Annotated in this window: 16 protein-coding genes and 4 tRNA genes; 12 read left to right on the top strand and 8 right to left on the bottom strand. The window is 52.6% G+C overall.

Annotated elements, in window-relative coordinates; all coding sequences use genetic code 11:
* Window positions 1-113: 113 nt before the first annotated feature.
* Together ACLHIL_RS06580 and ACLHIL_RS06585 are read right to left on the bottom strand one after the other, a co-directional pair.
* Window positions 114-198: transfer RNA gene (locus tag ACLHIL_RS06580), tRNA-Ser, on the bottom strand.
* Window positions 199-672: 474 nt separating this feature from the next.
* On the bottom strand, window positions 673-1,134 hold the full coding sequence (locus ACLHIL_RS06585; RefSeq protein ID WP_411297227.1) for a nucleoside deaminase: 462 nt from the start codon (window positions 1,132-1,134) through the stop codon (window positions 673-675).
* Window positions 1,135-1,208: 74 nt separating this feature from the next.
* Here ACLHIL_RS06585 and upp point away from each other — a divergent pair, with 74 nt between their 5' ends.
* The 3 genes from upp to ACLHIL_RS06600 all read left to right on the top strand — a co-directional run bounded on the left by upp (window position 1,209) and on the right by ACLHIL_RS06600 (window position 3,735).
* Window positions 1,209-1,847 carry a uracil phosphoribosyltransferase gene (gene upp, locus ACLHIL_RS06590; RefSeq protein WP_411297167.1) on the top strand — a complete coding sequence of 213 codons (639 nt, stop codon included), beginning with the start codon at window positions 1,209-1,211 and terminating at the stop codon, window positions 1,845-1,847.
* Between the two features lie 60 nt (window positions 1,848-1,907).
* Window positions 1,908-2,786 (top strand): DUF5926 family protein, encoded by an 879-nt coding sequence (locus ACLHIL_RS06595; RefSeq protein WP_411297168.1) that lies wholly within the window; start codon window positions 1,908-1,910, stop codon window positions 2,784-2,786.
* A gap of 175 nt (window positions 2,787-2,961) precedes the next feature.
* Window positions 2,962-3,735, top strand: a complete 774-nt coding sequence (locus tag ACLHIL_RS06600) for a glycosyltransferase family 2 protein (protein WP_411297169.1) — start codon at window positions 2,962-2,964, stop codon at window positions 3,733-3,735.
* 725 nt (window positions 3,736-4,460) lie between these two features.
* Here ACLHIL_RS06600 and ACLHIL_RS06605 read toward each other — a convergent pair.
* Window positions 4,461-6,890 carry a hypothetical protein gene (locus ACLHIL_RS06605; RefSeq protein ID WP_411297170.1) on the bottom strand — a complete coding sequence of 810 codons (2,430 nt, stop codon included), beginning with the start codon at window positions 6,888-6,890 and terminating at the stop codon, window positions 4,461-4,463.
* A 104-nt stretch (window positions 6,891-6,994) separates the two neighbouring features.
* Between ACLHIL_RS06605 and pheA the strand changes: the two genes are divergently transcribed.
* On the top strand, window positions 6,995-7,930 hold the full coding sequence (gene pheA, locus ACLHIL_RS06610) for a prephenate dehydratase (RefSeq protein ID WP_411297171.1): 936 nt from the start codon (window positions 6,995-6,997) through the stop codon (window positions 7,928-7,930).
* Window positions 7,931-8,117: 187 nt separating this feature from the next.
* Window positions 8,118-8,408 carry a hypothetical protein gene (locus ACLHIL_RS06615; RefSeq protein ID WP_411297172.1) on the top strand — a complete coding sequence of 97 codons (291 nt, stop codon included), beginning with the start codon at window positions 8,118-8,120 and terminating at the stop codon, window positions 8,406-8,408.
* A gap of 8 nt (window positions 8,409-8,416) precedes the next feature.
* Here ACLHIL_RS06615 and ACLHIL_RS06620 read toward each other — a convergent pair whose 3' ends face one another.
* Entirely contained in the window at window positions 8,417-9,706 is a 1,290-nt protein-coding gene (locus ACLHIL_RS06620; RefSeq protein ID WP_411297173.1) for a diacylglycerol/lipid kinase family protein, read from the bottom strand.
* 76 nt (window positions 9,707-9,782) lie between these two features.
* On the opposite strand from ACLHIL_RS06620, the gene serS reads away from it, so the two are divergent.
* The 6 genes from serS (at window position 9,783) to ACLHIL_RS06650 (ending at window position 16,029) form a co-directional block, all read left to right on the top strand.
* Window positions 9,783-11,045 (top strand): serine--tRNA ligase, encoded by a 1,263-nt coding sequence (gene serS / locus ACLHIL_RS06625; protein ID WP_411297174.1) that lies wholly within the window; start codon window positions 9,783-9,785, stop codon window positions 11,043-11,045.
* A gap of 47 nt (window positions 11,046-11,092) precedes the next feature.
* On the top strand, window positions 11,093-12,013 hold the full coding sequence (locus tag ACLHIL_RS06630) for an HAD family hydrolase (RefSeq protein WP_411297175.1): 921 nt from the start codon (window positions 11,093-11,095) through the stop codon (window positions 12,011-12,013).
* Window positions 12,014-12,594: 581 nt separating this feature from the next.
* Window positions 12,595-12,682 (top strand) — tRNA-Ser (locus ACLHIL_RS06635).
* A gap of 49 nt (window positions 12,683-12,731) precedes the next feature.
* Window positions 12,732-12,820: transfer RNA gene (locus tag ACLHIL_RS06640), tRNA-Ser, on the top strand.
* Window positions 12,821-13,595: 775 nt separating this feature from the next.
* Window positions 13,596-15,167 carry an SLC13 family permease gene (locus tag ACLHIL_RS06645; RefSeq protein WP_411297176.1) on the top strand — a complete coding sequence of 524 codons (1,572 nt, stop codon included), beginning with the start codon at window positions 13,596-13,598 and terminating at the stop codon, window positions 15,165-15,167.
* 789 nt (window positions 15,168-15,956) lie between these two features.
* Window positions 15,957-16,029, top strand: a tRNA-Arg gene (locus ACLHIL_RS06650).
* A 416-nt stretch (window positions 16,030-16,445) separates the two neighbouring features.
* Here the strand turns inward: ACLHIL_RS06650 and ACLHIL_RS06655 are convergent.
* Both ACLHIL_RS06655 and ACLHIL_RS06660 read right to left on the bottom strand, forming a co-directional pair.
* Window positions 16,446-17,411 (bottom strand): diaminopimelate dehydrogenase, encoded by a 966-nt coding sequence (locus ACLHIL_RS06655; RefSeq protein WP_411297177.1) that lies wholly within the window; start codon window positions 17,409-17,411, stop codon window positions 16,446-16,448.
* Between the two features lie 539 nt (window positions 17,412-17,950).
* The gene (locus ACLHIL_RS06660) at window positions 17,951-19,144 is read right to left on the bottom strand and encodes a DNA glycosylase AlkZ-like family protein (RefSeq protein ID WP_411297178.1); all 1,194 of its coding nucleotides are present in this window, start codon (window positions 19,142-19,144) and stop codon (window positions 17,951-17,953) included.
* 526 nt (window positions 19,145-19,670) lie between these two features.
* Here ACLHIL_RS06660 and ACLHIL_RS06665 point away from each other — a divergent pair.
* A complete protein-coding gene (locus ACLHIL_RS06665) occupies window positions 19,671-21,818 on the top strand; it encodes a hypothetical protein (protein WP_411297179.1) in 2,148 nt (715 codons plus the stop codon).
* Window positions 21,819-22,049: 231 nt separating this feature from the next.
* Here the strand turns inward: ACLHIL_RS06665 and ACLHIL_RS06670 are convergent, their stop codons facing one another.
* Both ACLHIL_RS06670 and ACLHIL_RS06675 read right to left on the bottom strand, forming a co-directional pair.
* Entirely contained in the window at window positions 22,050-22,673 is a 624-nt protein-coding gene (locus tag ACLHIL_RS06670; RefSeq protein ID WP_411297180.1) for a hypothetical protein, read from the bottom strand.
* A gap of 405 nt (window positions 22,674-23,078) precedes the next feature.
* A complete protein-coding gene (locus ACLHIL_RS06675; RefSeq protein WP_411297181.1) occupies window positions 23,079-24,254 on the bottom strand; it encodes a methyltransferase domain-containing protein in 1,176 nt (391 codons plus the stop codon).
* Between the last annotated feature and the right edge of the window lie 171 nt (window positions 24,255-24,425).

A 24,425-nucleotide genomic window follows, 5' to 3' on the forward strand; every position in this document is an offset into this window, starting at 1 on the left:
TGCACCTTTTGTCGGCTTTTTCCGTCAGGCTCGACCTAACACCCTGATTAGCACTTTTTGGCTTGATAGCAACGAAAAACCCCCCTCAGGATTCCCTGAGAGGGGCTCATTCGCGGTGGAGGAGGGATTTGAACCCTCGGTAGCTTTCACTACACAGCATTTCGAGTGCTGCACCTTCGGCCGCTCGGACACTCCACCTCATATTGCTGGAACAGCCTACCGATATTACGTTAACTGTGCAAGCACTAAAGGAAGCGCGCCACAAAATGTGATCGGCAACTCGCATTAAGCACTGAAGATTATGCCACCCCTCACTCCCGCAACTATTCTTCCAACACTTTCCTAGCCCATGCGCCCCGTCCGTTCCGACGGACCGCTCCACCAAAGGCGTTCCTCCTCACCTCACGCGTCTATAAATCTCAGATCACGCGTCTGTAAAATCTCACGTCAAGCTACTACGACCTCACATACGCCATCCTAGATCTCATACAAAACTTCACAACCGACAATAAAACTGACGATAAAATTCAAACGACAGCCTCAGACCACGGCACACCACACCGTATTTCCATACCGCCATCTCTACGTCGTTATCCCATGCACTACGGGTTTTACTGCAAACCACAAACTTATTTCCGCAAGCCACGGATGTTTATCTCAACGGCATGGCAATTATTCACCACGCCGTTGAATAAACCACTGGCGTAGCTCCTCGCTCGCTCGCTGGCACGACACCCCACCAATCACTTCGACTTGGTGGTTCAATCGAGAATCGCGAACCACATCACGCACCGAACCTGCAGCCCCCGCTTTATCATCCCAAGCAGCAAACACTAACCGGCTAATCCGTGCATTAACAATCGCTCCAGCGCACATCGTGCACGGCTCTAAACTGACCACCAAGGTACAGCCGCTGAGATTCCACGATCCACGCGCCCGTCCAGCAGCTCGTAGCGCATTAATTTCCGCATGCCCCGTCGGATCGTTATCACATACCCGCGTATTGACGCCGCGGCCAAGCTCACGCCCCAGCTCGTCATAGACCAATGCTGCCACCGGCACATCCCCACTATCACCAGCTTGCCGAGCAAGTTCTTGGGCGATGGCCAACCATTCGCGTTCGCGCTCATACACACTGCCATAATACGCAGTACCCGCCTCTATTCCGGTGGTGGCACGACCCACCGTCAGCACGCTACATTAGAGCTATGAAATTACAGGTGGTTGACCATCCATTGTTGGCTCATAAGCTCACCGTGATGCGGGATAAGAACACCCCCAGTCCGGTCTTTCGCCAGCTCGTTGAAGAGATCATTATGCTGCTCTCTTACGAGTGCACCCGCGAGATCGCCGTCGTTGACCGCGAGATCGAAACCCCTATCGCTCCGATGATCGGCACCGCAATTCGTGAACCAAAGCCCATTGTCGTCCCAATTTTGCGGGCCGGACTGGGCATGTTGGAAGGCATGACGCGCCTAATGCCGACGGCTGAAGTGGGCTTTTTAGGATTGCGGCGCGACGAGGACACCCTTGAAGCAATCACCTATGCCAACCGGCTCCCTGATGATCTAACCGACCGTCAGTGCTTCGTCCTTGATCCCATGCTGGCAACCGGGCACACCTTGATCGCCTCGATCGACTATCTGCTCGAACGCGGCGCACGGGACGTCACTGCCATTTGTATTCTTGCTGCTCCCGAAGGAATCGCCACATTGGAAGAACATCTGGCTGATCGGGGCAACGTCCGTATCGTTGTTGCTGCCGTTGACGAGAAGCTCAACGATAAAGGCTTTATCGTCCCTGGCTTGGGCGATGCTGGCGATCGTCTTTACGGCGTCGTCGATTAAATTAGCTAAATACTGAGGCAAAGCTGTTGACGCCACAGCTTTCGATTCACCCTGCGCGTCATGAGTATCACTGGAGGAAATGTGGGTAAGAAAAGCCGTCGCGATAAGGCCGACAAACCAAAGAAAGTTCGTATCCAATACGTTGATCGCCCCTTTGAAGGCTTGCCATTCGAATCCGAATTAGTGGCCATGCGCGAGATTATCCCCGCTGCCACCATGACCGTTCAAACCAATGCCGAGCACGGCAGCGATGAGGTCACTCTCGTTACCCTACTGCCCGGAATGGCTGGCGCATTACGGCGTACCGACGGCACCCTACTGGTGGCCGTGCAGACGGTTATGTCCTCTGGCGATATTTCACTTGATATTGCCGATCGCCTACTCAAAGCCCAACAACTCAAACCGGGGCAAACCCTGGCACAGACCACACAGCCTGAACCAGGCGAGCGCCTACAGGACATCCTCGATACCTCCGTCGAAACACACATGACGCTGTGCGATAGCTACGATTTCTGGGTTGATCCGTCCGAAGCTGACGATCCGCGCGTGCGCGAAGCTATTGAGCAAATGTCACAGCAGATGATTCCGACTCGGCAGGTTCCTGGGGTTCCACACGCTTTCTGGTGTCGAATGCAACGCGAATTCATCCGGCTCGTTCGCTCAGAAGAGGAAGATCGCGTCCTCGATGCGCTCGCTCGGCTACATCACCGTCGCGAATTGACATTCGATGATGCTCGTTTCGTTGGGGCATTCCGCGCAATGGGGCTTCTGATTCCCGTTTTTGAACTAGCCCCCGGCACCGAAGCGGAAGAACTCTCAGATTCTCTAGCGGAATTTGACGCGAAGCTGACTACCGAAATCGCTTCTGACGAGCCATTAACCGCCGAAGAACGCCGTACCCGCTCCGGGATTATTTCCCGCCAAGTCACCTTGCGTTAGGGATCTGCGCATAACTCATTCACATCTGTACTGGCTAACTGGCAAAACAAACATTAGGGATAACAGTTAGCCGGTACAAATGTGCCACCATAGCGCAGTACCCAGATAACGAATCTGGTAAAAAGCCAGGTGAGATCTTTACTCTACCCATACGAAATTTCGCTAGAATCATGCTGTGCATTGTGAACGAGTCGCAGTTGTCATTCCTGCGAAAAATGAGTCGGATCGAATTGGCGCAACAGTTCGCGCTGCCCGAGCTATTCCGCGCGTTGATCTGATCGTCGTTGTTGATGACGGCTCGACCGATAACACCGGCGAAATTGCCCGCGCTGCCGGGGCAACCGTGGTACGTCATTCCGTTAATCACGGGAAGGCCTCCGCATTGGAAACTGGATCATCCGTGGTTGCTATGCGCGATGCTGACGGAGTTCCCCCGCGCGCAGTCCTATTTCTCGACGCAGATACCGGCGACTCCGCTATTGAATGTGCCGCATTGATTGAGCCGGTAGTGCGCGGAACTGCCGATATGACGATTGCGTATCTGCCTCCGCAACAAGGCGCTGGCGGTCATGGAATCGTCACCGGATATGCTAAACGGTGGATCTGGCGGCTCACCGGCTGGATACCGCGTCAGCCCTTATCCGGGCAGCGCTGCTTAAACCGTGAAGCCTTAGAAGCGGCCTTCCCCTTAGCTGCCGGCTGGGGTGTCGAGGTCGGGATGACGATTGATCTGCTGTGCCAAGGTTTTACGGTGCAAGAAATCCCCTGCCCTATCTTCCATCGCGCCTCTGGGCGCAATTTGGCTGGGCAAATACATCGAGCCACGCAATATCGCGATGTTATCCGTGCGGTCGTGTCCCGTCGGCTTCGTCGTATTCATGTGCCGAAAAAGAATCGCAACACTACGCCACCCCAGCCGGGTATGCCTTTTACCGCTTTTGTACGCTGACGGCAGCAAAAGATTCGCTAGCGATTAGGGAATAGGGATTTAGCCTTTACATTCCGGGCGTCGGCTCGGCTATTTAACTCTCGGATGGTAAGGCGCCAGATGGGCGCAGGATCAGCAGATATTATTTTCTCCTCCCCGTTTGGCACAGTTTGTTTTGGCAGATTACAGGCCCCTATACACGCTTTGTTCTTTATTCGCTTGTATCGCGTTTCTTTTGTGACGCTGTATGTATGACTTTCTTTTTACTGGGCTGCAAAGCCTTGCCTGGTTAACTGGTGATATATCTCTTTCGGTTAGGTCGATCTGCGTGGCGCTTCTGCGTCTTTCTCGTTATTTGAGGCCTCTCCTTAACCCCACTTGTTTTTCGCTCGCTCAGCAGGGATTACATAGCCTCCACCCGCTTGCGTGCATGCGTTTTACTCTTTTTGGGGAGGGGGGCGAGGCCCAGCCGCCTGCCAGCTATTTAATATTTACCGGACTATCTGCATAGTGTTAGGGGTTGCTCTACACCTGCACAACTTCATGTGTTGGGCTGTTTACCGTCGTTTAACGTAGGACGGGGAAATCCGCACTTTGGCAAACAGGCTTTAACTTTCCCGCCAGATGATTCTTGATTCTACGGTTCTACCCAAGCGAGTTTTACCCGATTAGATCCTGGTTCCCAACTCCGTCTGTTTACCTTGACCGTCAGCTTTCCACCATGCTCAGCATAGCGACGTAGCAGATCAGACAGAAGCGCCGTGGAACGAGACCGGAATACGCGAACGGCTACTGCAGATCGCGCTCACTGCCCACAGCAATGCCATATAGGCTCCACCGATAACCGGAATGACGATTCCCGAGTCGTTTATTAGCAAGGCGCACCCCAGCAGGATCACCCCTGCGAGGAAAGACCGACGCAACTGCGTATCCCAGATGACGCGCCCATCCCCATAACGTTTAACCATCCGATATTGCATGACCAGGAGCACAATCATTATCACTGCTCCCAGCCATCCGATCCACGGCACTTGAGTTATCACCTGGTCAGCTTTGCGTAGGACGATGTCTGCAGCTTTCCCGCGACGCAAGGATTCAAAGAACTGCCCTAAGTGGGTACGCGACGAAGCAGGACGCAGCCAATCCAGGAACGCCACACCAATCGCCCCAGCAGCACCCGCCAGGCCAATCACAAGCAGCCGCAACCAGGTTATCTTCTGCCCCCAAGCAAGTAACGCAAACACGGCGAAACCAATAATGAAGGGAGGGACCCCGCCGAAATCCGCACCGATAGCTGGAGTGCCGTCAATAATTACCGCAATAAGACCGATGAGGCCAACCCCAAGTGGAGCGCTGATCTTCTCTGCCCGTTGCGATAACACGCGCACAGCCTGCGTCGCCACTAACAGCATAGCTACCGCAAAGATAGCGAATGGCGCATTAGAGATACCGTAAAAGCGCCCGCCCGACTGCGGTTGATCGCCCAACACTGAGATGGAATGTAGCGGAGAGCCAAGCAAGGCGTCCACTCCAATCGTCAGCGCGGTTATCGCAGCCAGGAACGTTGCCCCATAGCGACTTTCGCGCCAGCCAATCCGCAAGGCAATAAGCCCTAGTACGGTGGCGCAACCGAAAAGCATGGCAAAGAACGATACTGCCGCATAGCGCTGTGCATGCCACCAGGGAACCAGGTTCATCAGGAACGACGAGACTGGCAAAGCGGCCACCCAGTACATAGATAGGACGTGATGAGCACCTAAACGCCGCCGGCGAATCGTGCGTGCCGTATTGACGATAGCGAGCACCGCGCCAACGATAAATATCGTGTAAAAATGCCCCACACATCCACGAGTCATCACAGCTCGTTCACTGACGTCCTCCAGGTGGGCGATGGATGTGCCGCCAGTTTCGTAACGCACTGGCGTCCCGGCAATGTCGCCGGAAGCAGAGATTCCGAAACGGGCTAACACCTCTGCCGTAATGTCAACATTGCGGATCAACGCCGATTGGCGAGTAGCTGGCGACGTCGCTACCGATTGGCTCTCTATATCGTCAATATCAGCCATATCATCGCCTGTTACCGGCGCGATCGGAGCGCGAGCAGAAGCATACAGTTGCAGACGTGAGGTGGTGCGATCGGCATCCCCAACAGACATGACAATCACATCTGTTCCCGCAGGAATCTCTGCCAACACCCGACCTAGCTCCGCATCTATGCGGCTCACTGCCGCTCGCGTTGCCGTAGAAATATCACCTGGAGGGATAAAGGCTGCCGTTACGACGTTACCTGGGGAGGAATCTTTGTAGGCCGAACCAAGATCAACAACGACGAGATGTGCGGCTTTTACCTGCCGATAGGCCTCTGCGGCACTGCTCGCTACCCCGTCGACAAGCCCACTGGAACGGATTGGACCGAGAGGATTCCCCTCATGATCGGCTAATGCTAAAGCCGCTCCTGGGCCAACCCCTGCAACGCTATATCCTGCGTCTATTATCTTGTGGGCGAGCACTCCGAGCTGCGGATGGAAAGAGCTGGCACGGTTGCGTTTTTGCAACTCTACCCACTGCGCAATGGGTTCCGTACTCGATGACGTGCCCGTATTCTGCCCTGCAGTTTGGCTCTTATCTTGGCTCGTCTGGGAGTTCTGCCCCGTATTTTGGCTCGCCTGGTCGTTTTGAGTTATATCCGACGAGCCGCCCATCGCTTTGTCTTGCCCGTGCCCTTGTGCGGGCGGCACCGGCACGGCATCTGACGTATGGGAATTATTGTGGTCACTGCCGGTCGCTGAATTCTGCTCAAGAGAGCGATCTATCGTGGCCATGACTTCATTTGCCCGCGCGCATGACGCATCATCTGAGGCAAAACCGCGAGCGCGAGTTCCCGCCCCAAAAGTCAACCATCCCGCATCCGCACAGGTTGTTACTGCAGAGGTTCGCACAGAAATGTTGGCGATTGCCCCTGCCTGGGCGAGAGCCGCCAAATGTGGAGTGCGCGCATCGACACCTGACCAGGGCACACCCGACATTCCGATAACAACTACGGAGTCATTGCGCGTCGGATCTTCCGTGCTACGACTCGGAATCACTATCGGGGTGATAATCACAGCGGCAAGCGTCAGTACAATGAGTCCCCACACTCCCCACCATGCACCATAGCGCTGCGTCCCGTCTTTCATACTGTGTAGCCTAGTTTTCTTCCCGCAGTTATCCAATGTGACAGGCAGCTATCTTGGTTGTGGGCAATCGGGCAGCACGTATCTTTCCTCGTTAGAATAGCGCCATGTCTCAGCTTCGTTTCGCTTTTCTTGGTCCGCGTGGAACGTTCACTCAGCAAGCGCTTAATGAATTTAGCCCTGAGAGCGAATCCATTCATATTCCAGCTATTGATTCCCCACGAGCGATAAAAATGGTGCGTTCGGGTCAGGCGGATTATGCCGTCGTACCTATCGAAAATTCCGTTGAGGGAGGCATTAATGCCACTCTAGACACGTTGGCGGCTGGGTCAGATTTACTGATTTATGGCGAAGCGCTCGTCAATATTACATTCACTTTAGCGGTGCGCCCTGGCACAACCTTGGCAGACATCACCCATATCTCTACTCATAACGCGGCATGGAGTCAATGTCGTAGCTGGCTGGGGGAGCATCTGCCTCATGTTGTTCACCTACCCGCTTCATCTACGGCTGCTGGCGCGGCAGGTTTGGCTGCTGACGGGGATCCTGGTTATCAGGCGACGCTTGTTTCTCCGTTGGCTGCCGAACAGTACGGCTTGGAGTCTCTCAGGAGTGACGTCGCTGATAATCCGGATGCAGTCACCCGTTTTGTGTTGATTGGGCGGGCTGGGGTACTGCCGGAGCGCACAGGTTCAGATAAGACCACGCTAATGGTCCAGTTGGCAACCGACGAAGCCGGCGCTTTGCTCACCATGCTGGAGCAGTTCTCTGCGCGGGGTGTGAATTTGTCGCGAATCGAATCACGGCCGGTGGGGGATTCCTTGGGGCGTTATGCTTTCTCTATTGACGCCGAAGGTCATCTGTTTGATGAGCGAATTCAAGCTGTTTTGCGCGGACTCCACCGAGTATGCCCGAAGGTGACTTTCCTGGGCTCATATCCGACGGCAGATCGGCACTATATCCGCCCTCAACCTGGTACGGCAGACGAAGATTTTGCTTCTGCACGAGCTTGGTTAGAGAACCTGCTTAACCGCAGTCGCTAGCCTGCTGCGTTTTCATAATCTCTCCTTACCTATCCGGCTGGGAAAAGCTGGGTTGAGAGAATTGAGAGAGAATTTCGGTTAAACACACTTGCACCGCCTCTTAGGCAGGCAGGTGGTCAGGCAAGCTCTGTATCCGCGCGGCAGGCAGTTCCGTGCTTGCGCTGCTCTAGTATTGCGCTGTACTGAAATGCTTACTTATTCCTTACCGCGCATTGATAAGTTGATCTTTTCTTGCCGGCGTCTTGTTTATTCCCGTCAGGCTTTGCTGGCAGAGCACTCTGCGCAAGAGTTGTTATCAGTATTCCGCGCCGACCTCTACCAACATTCTTTACAGGTCGTTCCGTCGGTCTTCTTCGTCGTTATTCTTACCGACGTTCCCTGCGCTCCCTGTCGAAGCGTATTACGCGGTTTTCTTACCGATCCGGCGCACGCCCATATCTATCTGTTACTGCTAGCCACGCCACAGAGCCGCCTATAAAGCACCTGTTATCCCATTCGCACAAGTAGCGCCGCAGGATCAATATAGGCGCGAATATGGCGAGAATACCCTAAAACATCGCCATCAACCTGAACTCGCTGCGCCGTCATAGCCTCAATTTGCGCACGCGCCACCCGATGAACGTCTATCTCACCCGAGTTCTCAAATCCTGGCAATTGCACTGGCTGTAAACCAATACCATTAAATCCCACTTGGCGAGCGACATCTGCCCAGCCAATCAAACCATGACGAGTGTCGAGAACCGCCAACTCTAGCCACCCGTCATCGGGAGTGGTGTGCCGATCGAGAATCATGCCGCCAACGAGCTCGCCACAATTCATAAGCATGATCGTCCGTGCGTCCACCGTTACGCCCCGAGTATCTGGCCCAGTCCGAATACGGGCCCGCATTTTCGGGGCAAGCAAATGCGGTAGCGCTGCCCGCACATAAGCCAGCCAGCCGATCTTCGACTTCAATTCCGAATACTCGTCAGCCGAGGCCATCATATCGGCATCAAAGCCCATACCGGCCATCACCAAGAACGCATATTTTCCCGACGCAGCCCGATGTTGCCAGCGATAATCATGGCTGACGTCTTTCGTCTCCTCTGCAGAATTCGTATTCCCCGAAACAAACGGACGATGTGTGGGAATCTCAATCCAGCCCACATCGATAGCCCCATTTTTTCCGGTGATCGCAATCTGTGCCATCCGCCGCAAAGAATGGATCGGCAGATCAAGATTACGGGCCAACAGATTTCCGGTGCCCACTGGGAGCAAGCCTAGGGGCGTCCCCGTTTTAGCCAACACCTCCGCGCAATTACGTACCGTGCCATCGCCACCGGCAGCGATCACCACCGAAGCGCCCATTGCGAGAGCCTGCCGGGTTTGACCATGACCCTGATCCTCCTGCGTGGTCGGAATCCATATAGGATCGGCCGCACCGGCGTCATTTGCCACCCTCGCAAGCAACCGCTGAATATAGTCAAAATCAACATTTTTCGTCGGGTTATACACCACGACAATCGGCCCGGGCGGTCGTACTACATGAGCATGGTCTTCATTGTTTTCCGCCGGAAGCTCTGGCTCTGCTGAGGATATGTGCGCTATATCGGCGTTATCACGTGTCAGTGCTGGGGTGCACTCCGGCTGCGAGCTTGCTACGTCATTCTTCAGCTCCGCCAAGCGTCGGTGCATATCCTGTAGTTCCCGACGCATAGCCCGCTGGCGAAGCCCCAAGATAACAACAGTGACGAGAGAAAGCGCTCCCAGGACCGCCGCAACGTATAGCCACATCATGGCGTACATCATACGCTACGGTTTCCGTACTACGGCCGCAATTGCCCCTCTGCCCGCTTCGCTCTATTCTGGTTTCATGATTGACATTCAGACTATCCGTAGCAATACCGCCGCCGTGAAAGCTTCCCAGCGGGCGCGCGGCGCCAACGAAGCCGATGTGGACGCCGTCCTCGAGGCCGATTCTCTCCGCCGTCACGCGCTACAGACCTTTGAAGATCGCCGCGCTGAACAAAAAGAGCTCTCTCGTTCAATTGGTAAAGCGAGCAGCGAAGAGCGGCCCGCTATCTTGGCCCGTGCAAAGGAAATGTCTGAAGAGGTCAAGGTCCTTGAAGCCCAAGCTGCCGAAGCAAAGGCCGCATTTGAAGCCGCGATGAGCAAACTGCCGAATCTTATTATTGATGGCGTTCCCGCTGGCGGCGAAGATGATTTCGAGGTGCTGCGGGAAGTGGGTACGATCCGCCAGATGGATTTCCCGATTCGCGACCATCTCGATATTGCCGAAGGAATCGGTGCGCTCGATATGGAACGCGGCGCGAAGGTTTCGGGGGCGCGGTTCTACTATTTGCGCGGTATCGGCGCTCGGTTAGAGTTGGCCTTGCTGACGATGGCTGCCGATCAAGCGCAAGAAAATGGCTTTGTTCTGATGAATACGCCGACTTTGGTCAAGCCCGAAGTGATGGGCGGGACTGGATTCCTTGGCGCACACGCCGACGAAATCTACTATTTGCCGGCAGATGATCTCTACCTCACTGGAACATCTGAGGTTGCGTTGGCTGGCTATCACAGCGATGAAATTGTGGATTTATCTGACGGTCCGTTGCGTTATGCCGGATGGTCGAGTTGCTATCGCCGAGAAGCCGGTTCGCATGGGCGTGATGTGCGCGGCATTATCCGCGTCCATCAGTTCAATAAAGTAGAAATGTTTTCTTTCTGCCGCCCTGAAGACGCCGAGGATGAGCATGCGCGTTTCCTGGCGTGGGAAGAGGAGATGCTCCAAAAAGTCGAGCTACCCTATCGGGTTATTGACGTTGCCGCTGGCGATCTCGGGCAATCTGCTGCTCGAAAATTTGACTGTGAAGCCTGGTTGCCATCCCAGCAGCGCTTTATGGAGGTCACATCCACCTCCAATTGCACGACATTCCAGGCGCGGCGGTTGAAGATTCGCGAGCGCCACGAGGCTGGCACTCGCACCGTCGCAACCTTAAACGGCACCTTGGCAACGACGCGTTGGCTAGTGGCAATGCTGGAAAACTACCAGAACGCTGACGGATCGGTGTATATTCCCGAAGCGTTACGCCCCTATCTTGGTGGCCGTGACCTTATTGAGCCGATTGCGTGACGCGTATTCACTACCGTCCGTGAATCAACATTGCAGGTGTGTGAGATATGGGAATTGAGAATATGTTCTCCTCAGAGTCGGATGTAACCGCCAAGAGTTCGCAAGTCGATTGGCGGCAGGTCGCCCAGGGGATTCACGCGGGATCAGATCTCGTCATCGGTTTGGATGCAGACGGGACGATCTTGCGCCACGACACCTCGCTCTCTGAGCGTGTGCGGGATGCCATTCAAGCCCATATTGCTGCTGGTACGCATATCGTCGTCACGACCGGACGAGGAATTCAGGGCACCCAGATCGTCTTGGAAAAACTGGGAATGGAGTGCGGGTTTGCCGTCGCGGCTAATGGTGCGATTATCTTGGCAATTGGCGAGAACTCCCCCGTGCCCACCGAAGAGATTGCTGCCCATGCACGCAATAATCTGGTTGACGTCCGGCTCGTGCGTGCCCACACATTCGATCCCAGTAAGGAAATTGCCATTATCCACGAGGCGCTACCTCAAGCGTTGATGGCTTTGGAATCCCTGACGACGACGCCTCGCATTACTGGCCCATTCCCGCCGGGAGAGCTAAATGGGGAAACGACGATCGTCCCTGTTGAAGAGCTGGTCGTGCCGTTGACAACGCGCGTGACGGTTCGCGCTCCTTCCATGAGCGCTGAAGAGATGTTGGATGCAGTTAAGGATCTGGGGCTTCCTGGGGTGCATTACAATATTGGCTGGTCAGCGTGGATGGATTTGGCGCCTCAAGGCATCAATAAGGCTGTGGGTCTGCAAGATGTTGTGGATATTGTCGGGGCTCATCACACTATTGCGGTGGGGGATTCTGATAATGATTGCGACATGTTGCGCTGGGCTGAGGTCGGCGTCGCTATGGGGAATGCTATTGCGCATGTGCGTGCGGCTGCCAATACCGTCTGCCCACCAGTTGATGAAGATGGGCTTGCCCAGTTCTTAGAGACTCTGCTCTGAGGTTAGCTCTAGCGGATCACCGCGCTGGTCTTGAGTTTTACTTTGCTGGCGCCTTTTCCTACCACCTTGCCGTGCTTTCCTCCTGTTTTTCACATGTTGACGGGAGGTTACGTTGTGGATGGCATTGTCCGTTTAGCGGGCGGGATATGTACTTGGTACGGCGTGGGGTGCTGGATGTCCAAAAAGAGTGCTCTATACGCAGGCAGACAGACCATCACGGGAATTAAGGGCTGACGACAGTTGCCCGCTGACGGAGTTGTTTTATGAATATTTAAGGTCATGCCTATGGCCTTAAAGAGTTTGCATAAGCCGCCTGCCCTACTGGCAACGTTTTAGCGCAGATTTCCGTTACTCTTGTGCCGGTCGAGTGCGCGTTTTACATTCTTAAGCCATGCGTTTACCAGCGTTCTTTTTGCCGCTTGAGCGCTTGCCAAAGAATGTGATTAACCAGCGTATATGTGAGGTTGCTTGAGGTGGGTTTAGATCTAGTTGCGTTTACTAGGTATAACGTGCCAGAATTTTACGGTGTCTATCGCGGAATCGTCATGATTCCAACACTGGCACGGGAGTGTTCCCAATAAGGAGAGTTGTCAGAGCGGCCGAATGAGACGGTCTTGAAAACCGTTATGCGGCAACCCCGCATCGGGGGTTCGAATCCCCCACTCTCCGCCGCAGAATTATGCGTGACGGATATAATCCGATACCCTTGATTCTGCATGGAGACATGGCTGAGCGGTCGAAAGCGCTTCCCTGCTAAGGAAGTAGCCGCGCAACTGCGGCTCGAGGGTTCAAATCCCTCTGTCTCCGCCGCAAAACCCCTCTCATCTTTCTGAGAGGGGTTTTCGTTGATATAGAGCCAAAGCCGTATTCGAATCGCATTGTGCGGGGTGCGGCAAAATCCGATAAAAAAGCATAATCACCCAAGACTAAATCCTACCCACATAAAATGTCCTACACTCCCCAAAATTTGGCAAACAGGGCGCGATTAGCCATATTTACATCGCAGTTGCACACAGAAGCAGGGGTCAAAGGCTAAGAAATGGAGCGCGTGGGTGGATAAACACACCCGCATTAGAGCCATTCACCCGCCAAGATAAGAACATCAAACCGTGCAACAATCTCGTCATAGCCCATGGAAAGATCGCACAAATACCCAGCTAATACACTCCATACGCCATCAAAATAAGATCTACGCAGGCAGCCAGGTCAACTAGCTCCTATCTCCCACCGTTTTAAGCCAGCACCAGGCAACACCACCGCTTCACTTCCAAGCTAAACACAACACAACGCCAAGTAGCAGCGAGCATTATTAGCAAAGCCGCAAGTTTATAACAATTTCATAACATCTTGACATCAAGGCTTTTTTCTTTATCGGATTTTTCATAAGGTAGACACATCACGGCAATGTATCTGTGACCCGCAGCACGCAGGCTAAGGCGCATTGCTATCGCTCATACTTTGCAAGCAATGCGCGAGCAACGCTTGCTCGTCATAAAACGTGGCGGCCTTGATTCAGCGTCGAATCTGGGCCGTCGCCCCTCTGTGCACCAGCGTCGCTCCATCACACCAGAAAGGAACGAGCGTGAGTATTCCCGTCCTACACAAAGACTCCACCGTCTCCGCCGGCTCTCTCGATCATCACGATGACGCCATCATGCCCACTCGCCGTCCGTGGCTACGTCACATCGGCGGTATCCTCCTAGGAATTGCGGCCGCCCTCGTCGTCTACGTCATATTCCCCAAGGAATTATCCGAAGACCTCCTAGTGACTTTAGCGAAGAAAGAGATAAAAACAAGCGGTCATATCATCTCTGCCACTGCCGCAGTCGCCGTCCTCATGGGCGTATGGTGGATGACGGAAGCCATCCCCCTCGCCGCCACCGCGCTTGTTCCTGTTGCCATATTCCCCGTCTTAGGGGTCATGAAATTTAGCGACGCAGGCAACCCGTATGCCTCCTCCACCATCTTCCTTTTCATGGGTGGCTTCTTCCTGGCTTTAGCCATGCAACGATGGAATTTCCACCGACGCATTGCACTTTTGACCGTGCTTCTCGTCGGAACCAAACCCAAGCGCCTCATTCTTGGCTTCATGGTGGCAACCGGCTTTCTCTCCATGTGGGTATCCAATACCGCAACCGCCGTCATGATGTTACCTATCGGCATTTCCGTGTTGACGACGGTCGGCGCAGAAAGCGGAAAGGGCAACACGGCAAAGAACTCGAATTTCGGCATTGCCCTCATGCTTGGAATCGCCTATTCCGCCTCCATCGCCTCACTATCTACCTTGATTGGCACGCCACCAAATGCGCTACTGCGTGGCTACCTGCAAGATAACCACGGTATTGTGCTGTCATTTGGCAAGTGGATGCTTTTTGCTACACCGCTGGCATGGCTGTTTGTTCTAATCACATGGCAACTGCTTATTCGCCTGTTCAAGCCTGAAGTTGACGAATTGCCTGGCGGTCGCGCCTTGATCGAGAACGAGCTAAAAAAGATGGGACCGATGAGCGCACAAGAGAAAATCGTCGGAGCTATTTTTGTTTTAGCCGCTTTATCGTGGATTATCATCCCCACCCTGTGGCCCGACGGACCGATCACCGATTCCACCATCGCAATGATTCTGTCGCTCGTTCTTTTTATTACTCCAGCCAAGCCCAAAGAAGGCGTCGCCATTCTCGACTGGGAAACCGCCAAGGAAATCCCCTGGGATGTTCTTCTGCTGTTTGGCGGCGGTCTATCTCTGTCTGCCGCATTTGGTAAATCAGGATTATCGAACTGGATCGGCTCAGTCGCTTCCCATCTGGCTGGTCTGCCCGTCATTATCATCGTAATTGCCGTTGCAGCCATCGTTGTTTTCCTGACGGAGATGACCTCCAATACGGCAACCGCCGCGGCATTCCTGCCAATCATCGGGGCAGTTGCGGTAGGAATGGGTGTTGACGTGCAACTTCTCGTTATTCCTGTTGCTCTCACTGCCACTTGCGCATTTATGCTTCCAGTGGCAACACCTCCAAATGCTATCGCTTACGGATCGGGATACCTCAGGATCTCCCACATGGTCAAAGCAGGATTCTGGCTGAATATCATCGCTATTGTGCTTGTAACCCTCTTTACCGTTGTTTTAGGCCCACTACTACTCGGCTTCCACTTGTAGCAACACAACTAATTCCTGTCTATATTGGCGGTATCTAAAGGTGTGGATACCGCCAATATTCATGCTCGACATATCGCAAGGAAACACTGCTATAGACGTTTCGCCGCAAACATTCACCTCCACATATCCACAGTCAGCCCTCCAATATGGCGTGGACATACATATGATTGCTACACATATCAGCTTGGTGTTGTGCATGTGGACGCACGTGTAGATATTTCCTGTTTTCTATCCACGAAAACGCTCGTGAATCCACAACGAGACGCCTCACAGTAGCTTGTGCTATCAAGGTCTGCCCCTCTTTTACGCACGTCAAGTCGGTAAGTGTTTTCATCTACAAAACAGATACCCCACCGCTATGCACAGCAGCAGGATATGGATAACTCTTACCCACGTTAATTTCCACAGCCGATGAATATATCTTCATCGCGCATAGTGGCACGCTGTGCATACATCCGCGCTGTGAATAGTTGTATTCGATAGCAAAAACTGTGGATATTTCGCCTGAACATATCCCTCTTATATGGCTTTTATGGTAGCTACAGTCACCACAGCACATACATGGCCGTGGCACCCTCGATTGATTTTTGTTTCGCCGCGCAGTTGATAACATCTGTTGTCCTCCCTGCCCTCAGGGGAGTTACTCATAGGCACACATTAGGCGTAGTGGCGACCATATACCCGTCATGGAATCCGAACTGTCTGCCCACATCTATGCAAAATCGTAAGCAAGGACACGTTCCGCAACTGGCATTTCACTGCATTTCCGTCGTAAACTGATTGCGCTAAGCGTCCGTAGCTCAATGGATAGAGCATCTGACTACGGATCAGAAGGTTGGGGGTTCGAATCCCTTCGGGCGCGCAAAGTGGCCGGTTCTTGCGAGTGGCGCGGGGCCGGTCATTTGTTTGCTTAAAAATCTGTTTGCCTAAAATCTATTTGCCATCTCGGCTATGTTTGCCCAAACATAAGTCAAACACCTGGGGATAAACCCCACCAGCAACAGAAATGTCCTATAACCCAACTCCGGGCAGAACCTACACAGCGTCAGACCCTAACCAGACCCGTGGGTCTGCCCCCACGAGCAACAGAATTTGCCCTATAACCCCAGAATTTGCCCTATAACCCTAAACCCGCATTGCATATAGGCCGAAATCCGCCTCTACCCTTATAGTTTCAATTCCCTCTTCCGCAGTTTCTCTGCTCTGTATTTTCCGCAAAAGAATCGGCGGTGCAGCACATACTTCACTGAGCACTGCACCGCCTAGCAAAATATCTCGTCACAGGAAATGCGCACGCAGCTCGCTATTATCCCGTGGCGAAAGGTCACCTAAGGTCACATCCATCATGGTGATTGCACCCGTATTCCCACGACCCGCCATTCGAGCAACTGCTCGCGCCGAAGCCACTAACACAGAACCAGTAAACTCTGGATTTGAATCCAGTTGGAGATCAAAGACCACTGAATGGCGGTGTTCACTAGTGCTCCCCACATGAATAACTTTTCCACCATGTGGCATACCGCTGTGATCCCGAGCGAACTCTTCTGGGGTAACGAAAGTAACCGTCGTGTCATAATCCGCAAAATAATTCGGCATGGTCACAATAGCCTGGGTAATAGCATCTCGATCAGCGCCGTCTTCTGCCACAACAAAACATTCACGAGTATGCATCTGACGTGGAACGTTTACTGAGCCACCACTCTTCACCGTCTCCACCGCCGCATCGATGGGCACGGTGTACTGTTTGGCATCTTGGACGCCCTCAATTCGCCGAATCGCATCAGAATGCCCCTGTGAAACACCTGGCCCCCAGAACGTCGTAGCTGTTCCGCCTGGCAAAACCGCATCCGCTAATACCCGAATCATAGAGAACAATCCTGGATCCCACCCACTAGAAATGAGCGCTAGCGTGCCCGCCTGCCGAGCCACCTCGTCCATTGCGGAGAAGTGCTGCGGAATTTTTGCGTGAGTATCGAAAGAATCCACACACGAGAACCACTGCGCAATCTGTGGGCCTTGGTCAATCAAATCCGTCGCCGAACCACCACAATTAATCACAACATCAATCTTGCCCCGCCATTTCTCCACATCCGCCAAGGGCACTGCTGGAGCGCCTAATGTGGTGAGCGTCTGCGGGTCACGCCGAGTAAATACCGCCACACACTCCATATCAGCACACTTCGAAATTGCCAGCTCTACACCACGACCCAGGTTGCCGTATCCATTAATGGCGACTCGAATCATATTCGCCTCCTCGTCCTATCTATCATGCGCTCATCGCGCTGTAGCAGAAAATAGTTATCTGCATAGTACGGGGTAACGGCATTTAGCGCGCGATCTGTCCACAATGATCGCCCACAGCATGAAAGGACATTTCCGCACAAGCTACTTCATAGCCAATACCAGATATCCAGTCTTTATCTAGTAGATCCATCAGAGATCATACAATTTCATCGTTTTCCACAGCTAAACGCCGTCTACCCAACAAAGAACCCGTTATTCGCATTATCCCCAGTTCCAGCAACGTAGCAGTACAATCCCCAGGACTAGCAAAATCTGACATCACGTGTCAGCGCCGTTCATCTGTTAGCCACATTTCAATCTGTTAACCACACATTCCATCAGAACGTCACTAACCGAAAATAAAAAGAGCCACGGCCTGCCTGCCGCTCAAACTCGATTAAAGCCCGCGAAACTCTAAAATCAGTACAGAGAACACGGAAGCAAACCCTACTTCACCACGGGCTCTGGTACCATCAATCCGCTTGACCGCGCTACTTTCTCTAACCCAGCAATTCCATACGTTGAGTGATACCATCAATCACTTTTTGCACTTGACGCTGACGAGTAACCGTCGGCGCCTTTATCCATTCCACACCAGAACTGGGGAAAACCGCAATGACACGACCACTATCCACAATTAACGATCGGAACATACCATTTCCCGCTGGACAAATCACCCGTTCACCCATTTCATCCGTTAAACAGGTTCGATTGTGATACCCCACATGTAGCTCATCAAAACTAGGCAAATAAAATATCCGCTCTGCCTCATGCCGATAGTCAGCGGCACGGTCCATTAGATCTGGTTCGCAGTAGAACGTCACATCCGATCCTGCTACCGCCGATAACGGCGCGAGTTTATTATCCACAATTATGTAACGGCCCAGTCGTCCACAGTAGACATTTTCCTCCAAAGCATTCCGCGCTGTGGACTTCTTGAGCGAGGCCCATCGCGCCAAGTCAGAGATACTTACTGGACCGTGGCCACGCGCATACCGATAGGCCACTTCTGCGAGTCCCTGTTCTCGCGGCACTGTTGCATCCATATAAAACCCACTAGCAGCGCTATCGGCAGCCGGTAAGCGTCGGGCATCAATGAAATAATGTTCATTCTTACGCATCGGTCCTTCGACGAGAAGACCTTGCCGGTCCAAACCCCACATTAACAGTTGAGCAAATCGCTGCGGCAGGGAACGCCCATTACCCTCGCCCGCATCCTGCCCAGCATGCGCTTTACTAAAACATTCAATCCAAGCTGCGAATAACTCACGCCGACGCACCGATCCACCACCACAAGCAATCAGCTCACAGGCAATATTAAAGGCTTCCTGATACGTCTGCTCTGTTATGCCAAAAAATTCTTCCTGGCGAGAAGTAAAGCTCCCTTGCTTATGATTTAACGCCTGACGAAGCCAGTGATAGTCCTGTGCTCGAGTAATATGCACCGTTCCACGTATAGGCCGGTGCCGCACCAAATCACCACGCTCAAAAGCCTCGACAACATCCGTTATAGAGCTTTCTCGCGATCGGATAATGGCCGCATGTGGAAAGGCATATACCGACTGCCCCTGCATCGCGAGCATATGCCCAACAATATCCACAACCGAATCTTTATGCACAGACGGAAGTAACAACTGCGCCGTCATTCTTGCATAGGAGACATCTAAGGGAAGAATGACTTTATGGGCAACCATCTCATATCCTCCACATACTCGTCACACATCTGAATCCACCGCGTACTAAGCGTAGCCAATCAGAGATACTGCATTGCCACGCCGTGCCAACTTACTCTTTATTTTCCACAAGCTTAGCGTTGACAACAGGAAAAGAGCACAAAAAGAGAACACAGGATAAATGCGCGACACCGTAAAGCTATACCCCTCAGCCATACGTACACCATGTGGACATGTAAAACATCCACAGCAACTTGTGCCTACATAAATACATATAGGGCAAAACTAGATCCGCCATTTTCCACAGCCCCTAATAGACAGCCATTAACCGCGCGAAATAGTAATACGCTCCCCACCCTTAAGCATTTCGTTAAGGATTCACATAAAACCACAAAACGCATATTTCTCAGAGAAATAACATGTAAATCTATATCTCACATTAATAGGAGAGATGATTCCCTAAACATTAAGGCTTATTATCGTATCATAATAAGCCGGCACTGGTATCCACCTATATTCCCGTCATAAAGCACAAAACGAGAAACTTATGAGTAACACGAATAACCACACAGGAGATTTTCCTAATAATATCGCTTATCCTCCTCCACCCCCTTATGTGGCACCAACTACTGAATCGCAATACTATAGCGTTTCACAGCCATATAATGCGAACATTTATCCCAGCGCCTCACCAGTACAAAAACGTCGGAAAAAGACGTGGGCTTATGCGATTATTAGTTGCGTCCTATGCCTGGCTCTTATCGGTGGGGGACTCGTCTTCTATTTCAAAGACAAAATTTTTGACAACCCCTCTTACGCCAATGGAGCAAAAGCCCAGTGGGTACTAGAGCTTCCCGACTTTGATGGCACTCGCTACGTCGAATCCGTTGACGAAAACCGCCTTCTACTGGTGAGCATAAGCAAAGCACGCGAGGTTCAGGCGGTCTATATCAATTTGGCACAACGCAACGGTAGCGCCTCTTCTGCAAACGACGATTCAACAAAGAAAGAGCCGTCAGCTAACTCCAGCACAAAGCAAGACAGCCATTCCGACGCCACAGCCAGCAAAGATCAACCAAAAACATCAGAAACAACCACTGGCGGCAATTCTGTTGGCACTGCGCCGGCTTCCCCGAACACTTCTGCAGGCACCTCTCCCAACACCTCCCCAGACACCTCCGCTAATAATTCCACCAATAATTCCCCGTCAAACAGCGGCGATACCAACCATGCCACCGCAAGCGATCCCTCTAGATCAAAGAACGTTATGACCAGCGAAGAGATCACAGACCTGCCGGAATGCGATACCAGTCTCGCTCGCCCATATACCGTCAAAGATGGCAAGGTGGTATGCAATACGACCACACCAGCAGCAATCACCAGTAAAGAATTGGTTGATGTTCCTGCGGTCCAGGTGCAAAACTTAGGCAGCTCGCTAACCGTCGCCGGCACAATTGACGACACTACTATCGTCTACGGCGACCCCACCCATTCGCCATATTTCATTGCCGCGCTATCGGCCGATAAGAAGCTACTGTGGGTTAAGAGCTACGATCACCCAGTGATTGCCAGCATTATCGGCAATAGCATTTGGGCAGTTGAGAACAACAAAATCACTGAGCTAGTTGCTGCTAACAGCGCCGAAACCGACGAGGAAAATCGCCAGGGTATTGCCGCCCTGAATCAAGATCCGCTTTCTTCGCCAAACTATCAGGCATACGTCCAGTACCTGAATATTCTCAACGCCCCGGAAGAAGCGGTGCAAGCAGATCCTGCGGAAATCTGGAACGCACAAAGCATCAGCTATTCCTATGCTTTGGTTGATATCGACCAATCGGGAATTCCTGCTTTACTTATCTCCCAAGATGCCAAGGGAATGTATCTCGGCTCTCTTTCATTCATCAGACCCTATCTATATAGCGCCAACAGCAACACGCTAATAAAAACAGATAAAGTATTTACGAGCGGATTCGGGTCGAGTTCCTTTGAAGCAAGTCTGAACCCGTCAAAGAATAAGGACGAACTTCAACACCTCACGCTTAACTCTGCCACCGGCGATGGTGAGCTCACTCTCTGGCAGGTAAAAGACGGGGAGATTCTTAAGGTACATCAGGAGTCTTTTACGGAATTCAATGTCCCGCAAGTTTATAAGGATACGTCTGCAGAGATTGAAAAGTGGTCTGATACATCAAACCTTGAACCACTGCGAGAGGCACTGAAAATCCGAAAAGATACCGTCGCCGCGTTGGAGCAAAAGGTTCAAGAAAAAGCGGCTGCAACATCAAGCGCCGCCCACGAGAAACGGGTTGCGGAAGCAAAGAACGCTGGATTACAGGTTTTTGAAGGGCAAATCAAAGTTATGAAAGGCTCGGAAATCCTCAATCAATTTTTCCCTGGGCAAAGTGGTATGGAATATCTACATCCTGATAAGGAAACCTGTGCCATATTTGTATTCACGCAACCAACCTCCGTCACCGCACGCAGAGGTGCTGGCGGTGGGTACTCCTCACGTTCCGCACAAATGCTCAGCCTATTCTCGACTTCTGAAAATGATGATTTATCGAAATATGCCGCCTATGGCGATAAGAAGATAACCATAGCGGTATCACAAGATGATTTAGCCTGGCCTTCTGAAACCACCATCACATTAGGGCAACCATATTTAAGAAATCTGGAGCAGCACATTATCCCATAAGCTATGCGCAGTCATTTCATCGGTACAGCCAAAACCGCGTTGCGCCGACGAAATGGCGACATGTAAGCGAGTTATTTTATTAGTGTTATCGCCCAGTATCTGCTGATATCAGCACGCATTGCATCATCAACAGATACTGGGCGATCGCTATTCATTCACGATGAAAATTCCATTGCGCCGAGCGTCATGCTTACTACGCAAGCAACGGAAAGCGCCTAAAATCCTCGCTTCTCAGCTTTTCCCGAGCTTTACCGATCCACCGTCACACGAAATACTAAGACGCGGCTTACGTGCGCTCTGTGTTGACTGCCCAGAGCGCATTTCTTTTCCATAAAACGTCACCCTACCGATGCTCTTATGCACGTCAACACCAGCACTACCAGGGGTATCTTCCCAGGTGAATGACCCATTTTTAATATCAACTACTAGCTGATCAGCGATACTGACGTCTTTGGCATGAAAAGAACACGATGAACCAGCACAATCGGCAGACCTGAAGATCGTATTGCGCAGCTCAACGCTCCCGTTATCCACACGGAAGATACCTGAGCCGATGTGCACACCATTCATACGCAATCCAGCGCCAACCTGCACCTGAAGCTCATTCAGGGGCACCCCTACCGTGATAACAATTTTTCTCTTCCGCAATACGTCAAAAATATGTGGGCGGCGTTGCTCCCAAAACCCTCGCGTCTGGATAATCGACAACGTATCTGCATCTTCTTCATAGCGAAAATACGCCCGCAACGGCTCACTCATAGCAAGTTCAATCCCCGCCACCTGTGGATCACACCGAATATCACAGGGCAGATCTCGGAGAACTAACCGCAGCGAGTTCTTCTTATACGTCATCATGCCACCCCTAGCTTGACCTCGCACATAGCGAGATCCGATACATCACTCAGGCTATGCCAGGTGCCACGCCAAGAAGCATGCACTTCTGAAACACCTACTTAATAGACTGTGGCAACATTCTGCGGCAAAATACACGAATTCCGCTATGAGCCCGATAATCGCGTAGCCGTGTTGCCCGCGGAACAACAACATCCCGCAATGGCGGCTAGAAACGTCGGATTCGCTCCGAACACTCCTTCGAACACTCTTCTTTTACCGCTCCGGCTCCTCCTATTTGCAGCTGCGACTATCAGCCCCTCCGCTATGGAGATTTTCCGGCTTTACTGACAACACTTTCGCATCCCCCTGACGCGAAAACCGCGAAACACGAACGCTAGCATCCCGTAGCCGCCTTGCCGCTATTACTCAGGCTATGCGCGATAAGAGGCAGATCGTTTCAAAATGGGCGGTGTGCGCAAACATCTCCACCACCTGCGCTCGCTCGACACGATAATTCGAAAGCTGCGCAATATCACGCGCGCACGATTCCACGTTACAGGAAGAGTACAGCACCTGCTCCACCTCAGAATCATTGATCCACCGCGCTAAATCTGTTCCGATTCCTCGGCGCGGGGGATTGACGATAATCGCGTCAACATCGGGGCTGAGCGGCCAGGTCTGAGCGTCCCCAACCAGAAATTGTGCCCTGCCCTCGACATATTCGTCGGCTGCCCGCTGCGCTGCTGCAACCGCTTGTTCTTGCACCTCAATACCCGTCACCTGAATACCGTGAAGCGCGAGCGCTAACCCGAAACCACCCACGCCACAGTACAAGTCCCACGCTTTGTGTACTCGCGGCGTCAACCATTCCACCGCCCGTGTATATAAGGCTTGGGCAGCGTCCGTGTTCGTCTGAAAAAATGACTGCGGGCGCACATACAAGGTCATTTCCTTATCTGCGACGCATAGGCGCATCGGCAATTCTGCCTGCGCCGAGATCAGGATTTCTTCCGGACCCTCAATAATGGCGGCAGGTTCACTTTGCACATTCAAACTGACGACTTTCGCCGCAGGGATCAGCTCCCGTAGCCGCTCAAGCCTCTTAAACAGTAGGCCTTGCACTCCGCGTCGGCGCGCCACAAAGCGGATCATCAGCTCACCGTCAGGCGATTCAGTAACGATCACGAACTTCATCAATCCCTGGCGGGTACGGATATGGTAGGGCGCAATATCAATTTCGTTGAGGAATCGCACGAGTTGGCGGGTGGCGTACTGGATGCCTGGCGTTGGTAGCGGGCAATATCGTAAATCGCTGACGGTGGCGTCTGGATTCATTACCCCCAGCCGAATCTCGCCGCGCCGCCCACCAACTGCCAGTTTGACCTTATTACGAAAGGCATCGCGACGAGAGGGTAGTGGAGCTAACCATTCCTGGGCTGGGATACATTCTTTGGCTCGTTCCCATTTCGCCGCCAATTGCAGATTTTGCGGGACGCGAATCTCCGTACACGATCGACACTGACCAGCCTGGAAATACTCACATGCTAACAGCGGATCGTTATGTCGCGTATCCTTGCGCTGCGTATCCCGTCTCTGATTCACCCCTCTATCCTACGTGCTGCTACGCATCTGCTATATCCCGACGTCATACCCGCCTTAGAATTCCTATGACTTGCCGCCCCATATCGGTTTCTATTCATGCCGATAGCCAATATTGACGCTACTAATGCCCCGCAATACCGCAAGCCGCAGCGCCAGAGAACCTTGCACACT

It is taken from the genome of Trueperella sp. LYQ143, from assembly GCF_046599595.1.
GTDB lineage: Bacteria > Actinomycetota > Actinomycetes > Actinomycetales > Actinomycetaceae > Trueperella.

Bases quoted from the DNA above. Each gene is read 5' to 3' on its own strand.
- ACLHIL_RS06595 (WP_411297168.1), top strand. From the start codon at position 1,908: ATGAGTATCACTGGAGGAAATGTGGGTAAGAAAAGCCGTCGCGATAAG.
- ACLHIL_RS06655 (WP_411297177.1), bottom strand. From the start codon at position 17,411: ATGATTCGAGTCGCCATTAATGGATACGGCAACCTGGGTCGTGGTGTA.
- ACLHIL_RS06615 (WP_411297172.1), top strand. From the start codon at position 8,118: ATGCTTACTTATTCCTTACCGCGCATTGATAAGTTGATCTTTTCTTGC.
- ACLHIL_RS06605 (WP_411297170.1), bottom strand. From the start codon at position 6,890: ATGAAAGACGGGACGCAGCGCTATGGTGCATGGTGGGGAGTGTGGGGA.
- ACLHIL_RS06630 (WP_411297175.1), top strand. From the start codon at position 11,093: ATGGGAATTGAGAATATGTTCTCCTCAGAGTCGGATGTAACCGCCAAG.
- upp (WP_411297167.1), top strand. From the start codon at position 1,209: ATGAAATTACAGGTGGTTGACCATCCATTGTTGGCTCATAAGCTCACC.
- serS (WP_411297174.1), top strand. From the start codon at position 9,783: ATGATTGACATTCAGACTATCCGTAGCAATACCGCCGCCGTGAAAGCT.
- pheA (WP_411297171.1), top strand. From the start codon at position 6,995: ATGTCTCAGCTTCGTTTCGCTTTTCTTGGTCCGCGTGGAACGTTCACT.
- ACLHIL_RS06670 (WP_411297180.1), bottom strand. From the start codon at position 22,673: ATGATGACGTATAAGAAGAACTCGCTGCGGTTAGTTCTCCGAGATCTG.
- ACLHIL_RS06660 (WP_411297178.1), bottom strand. From the start codon at position 19,144: ATGGTTGCCCATAAAGTCATTCTTCCCTTAGATGTCTCCTATGCAAGA.
- ACLHIL_RS06620 (WP_411297173.1), bottom strand. From the start codon at position 9,706: ATGATGTGGCTATACGTTGCGGCGGTCCTGGGAGCGCTTTCTCTCGTC.
- ACLHIL_RS06665 (WP_411297179.1), top strand. From the start codon at position 19,671: ATGAGTAACACGAATAACCACACAGGAGATTTTCCTAATAATATCGCT.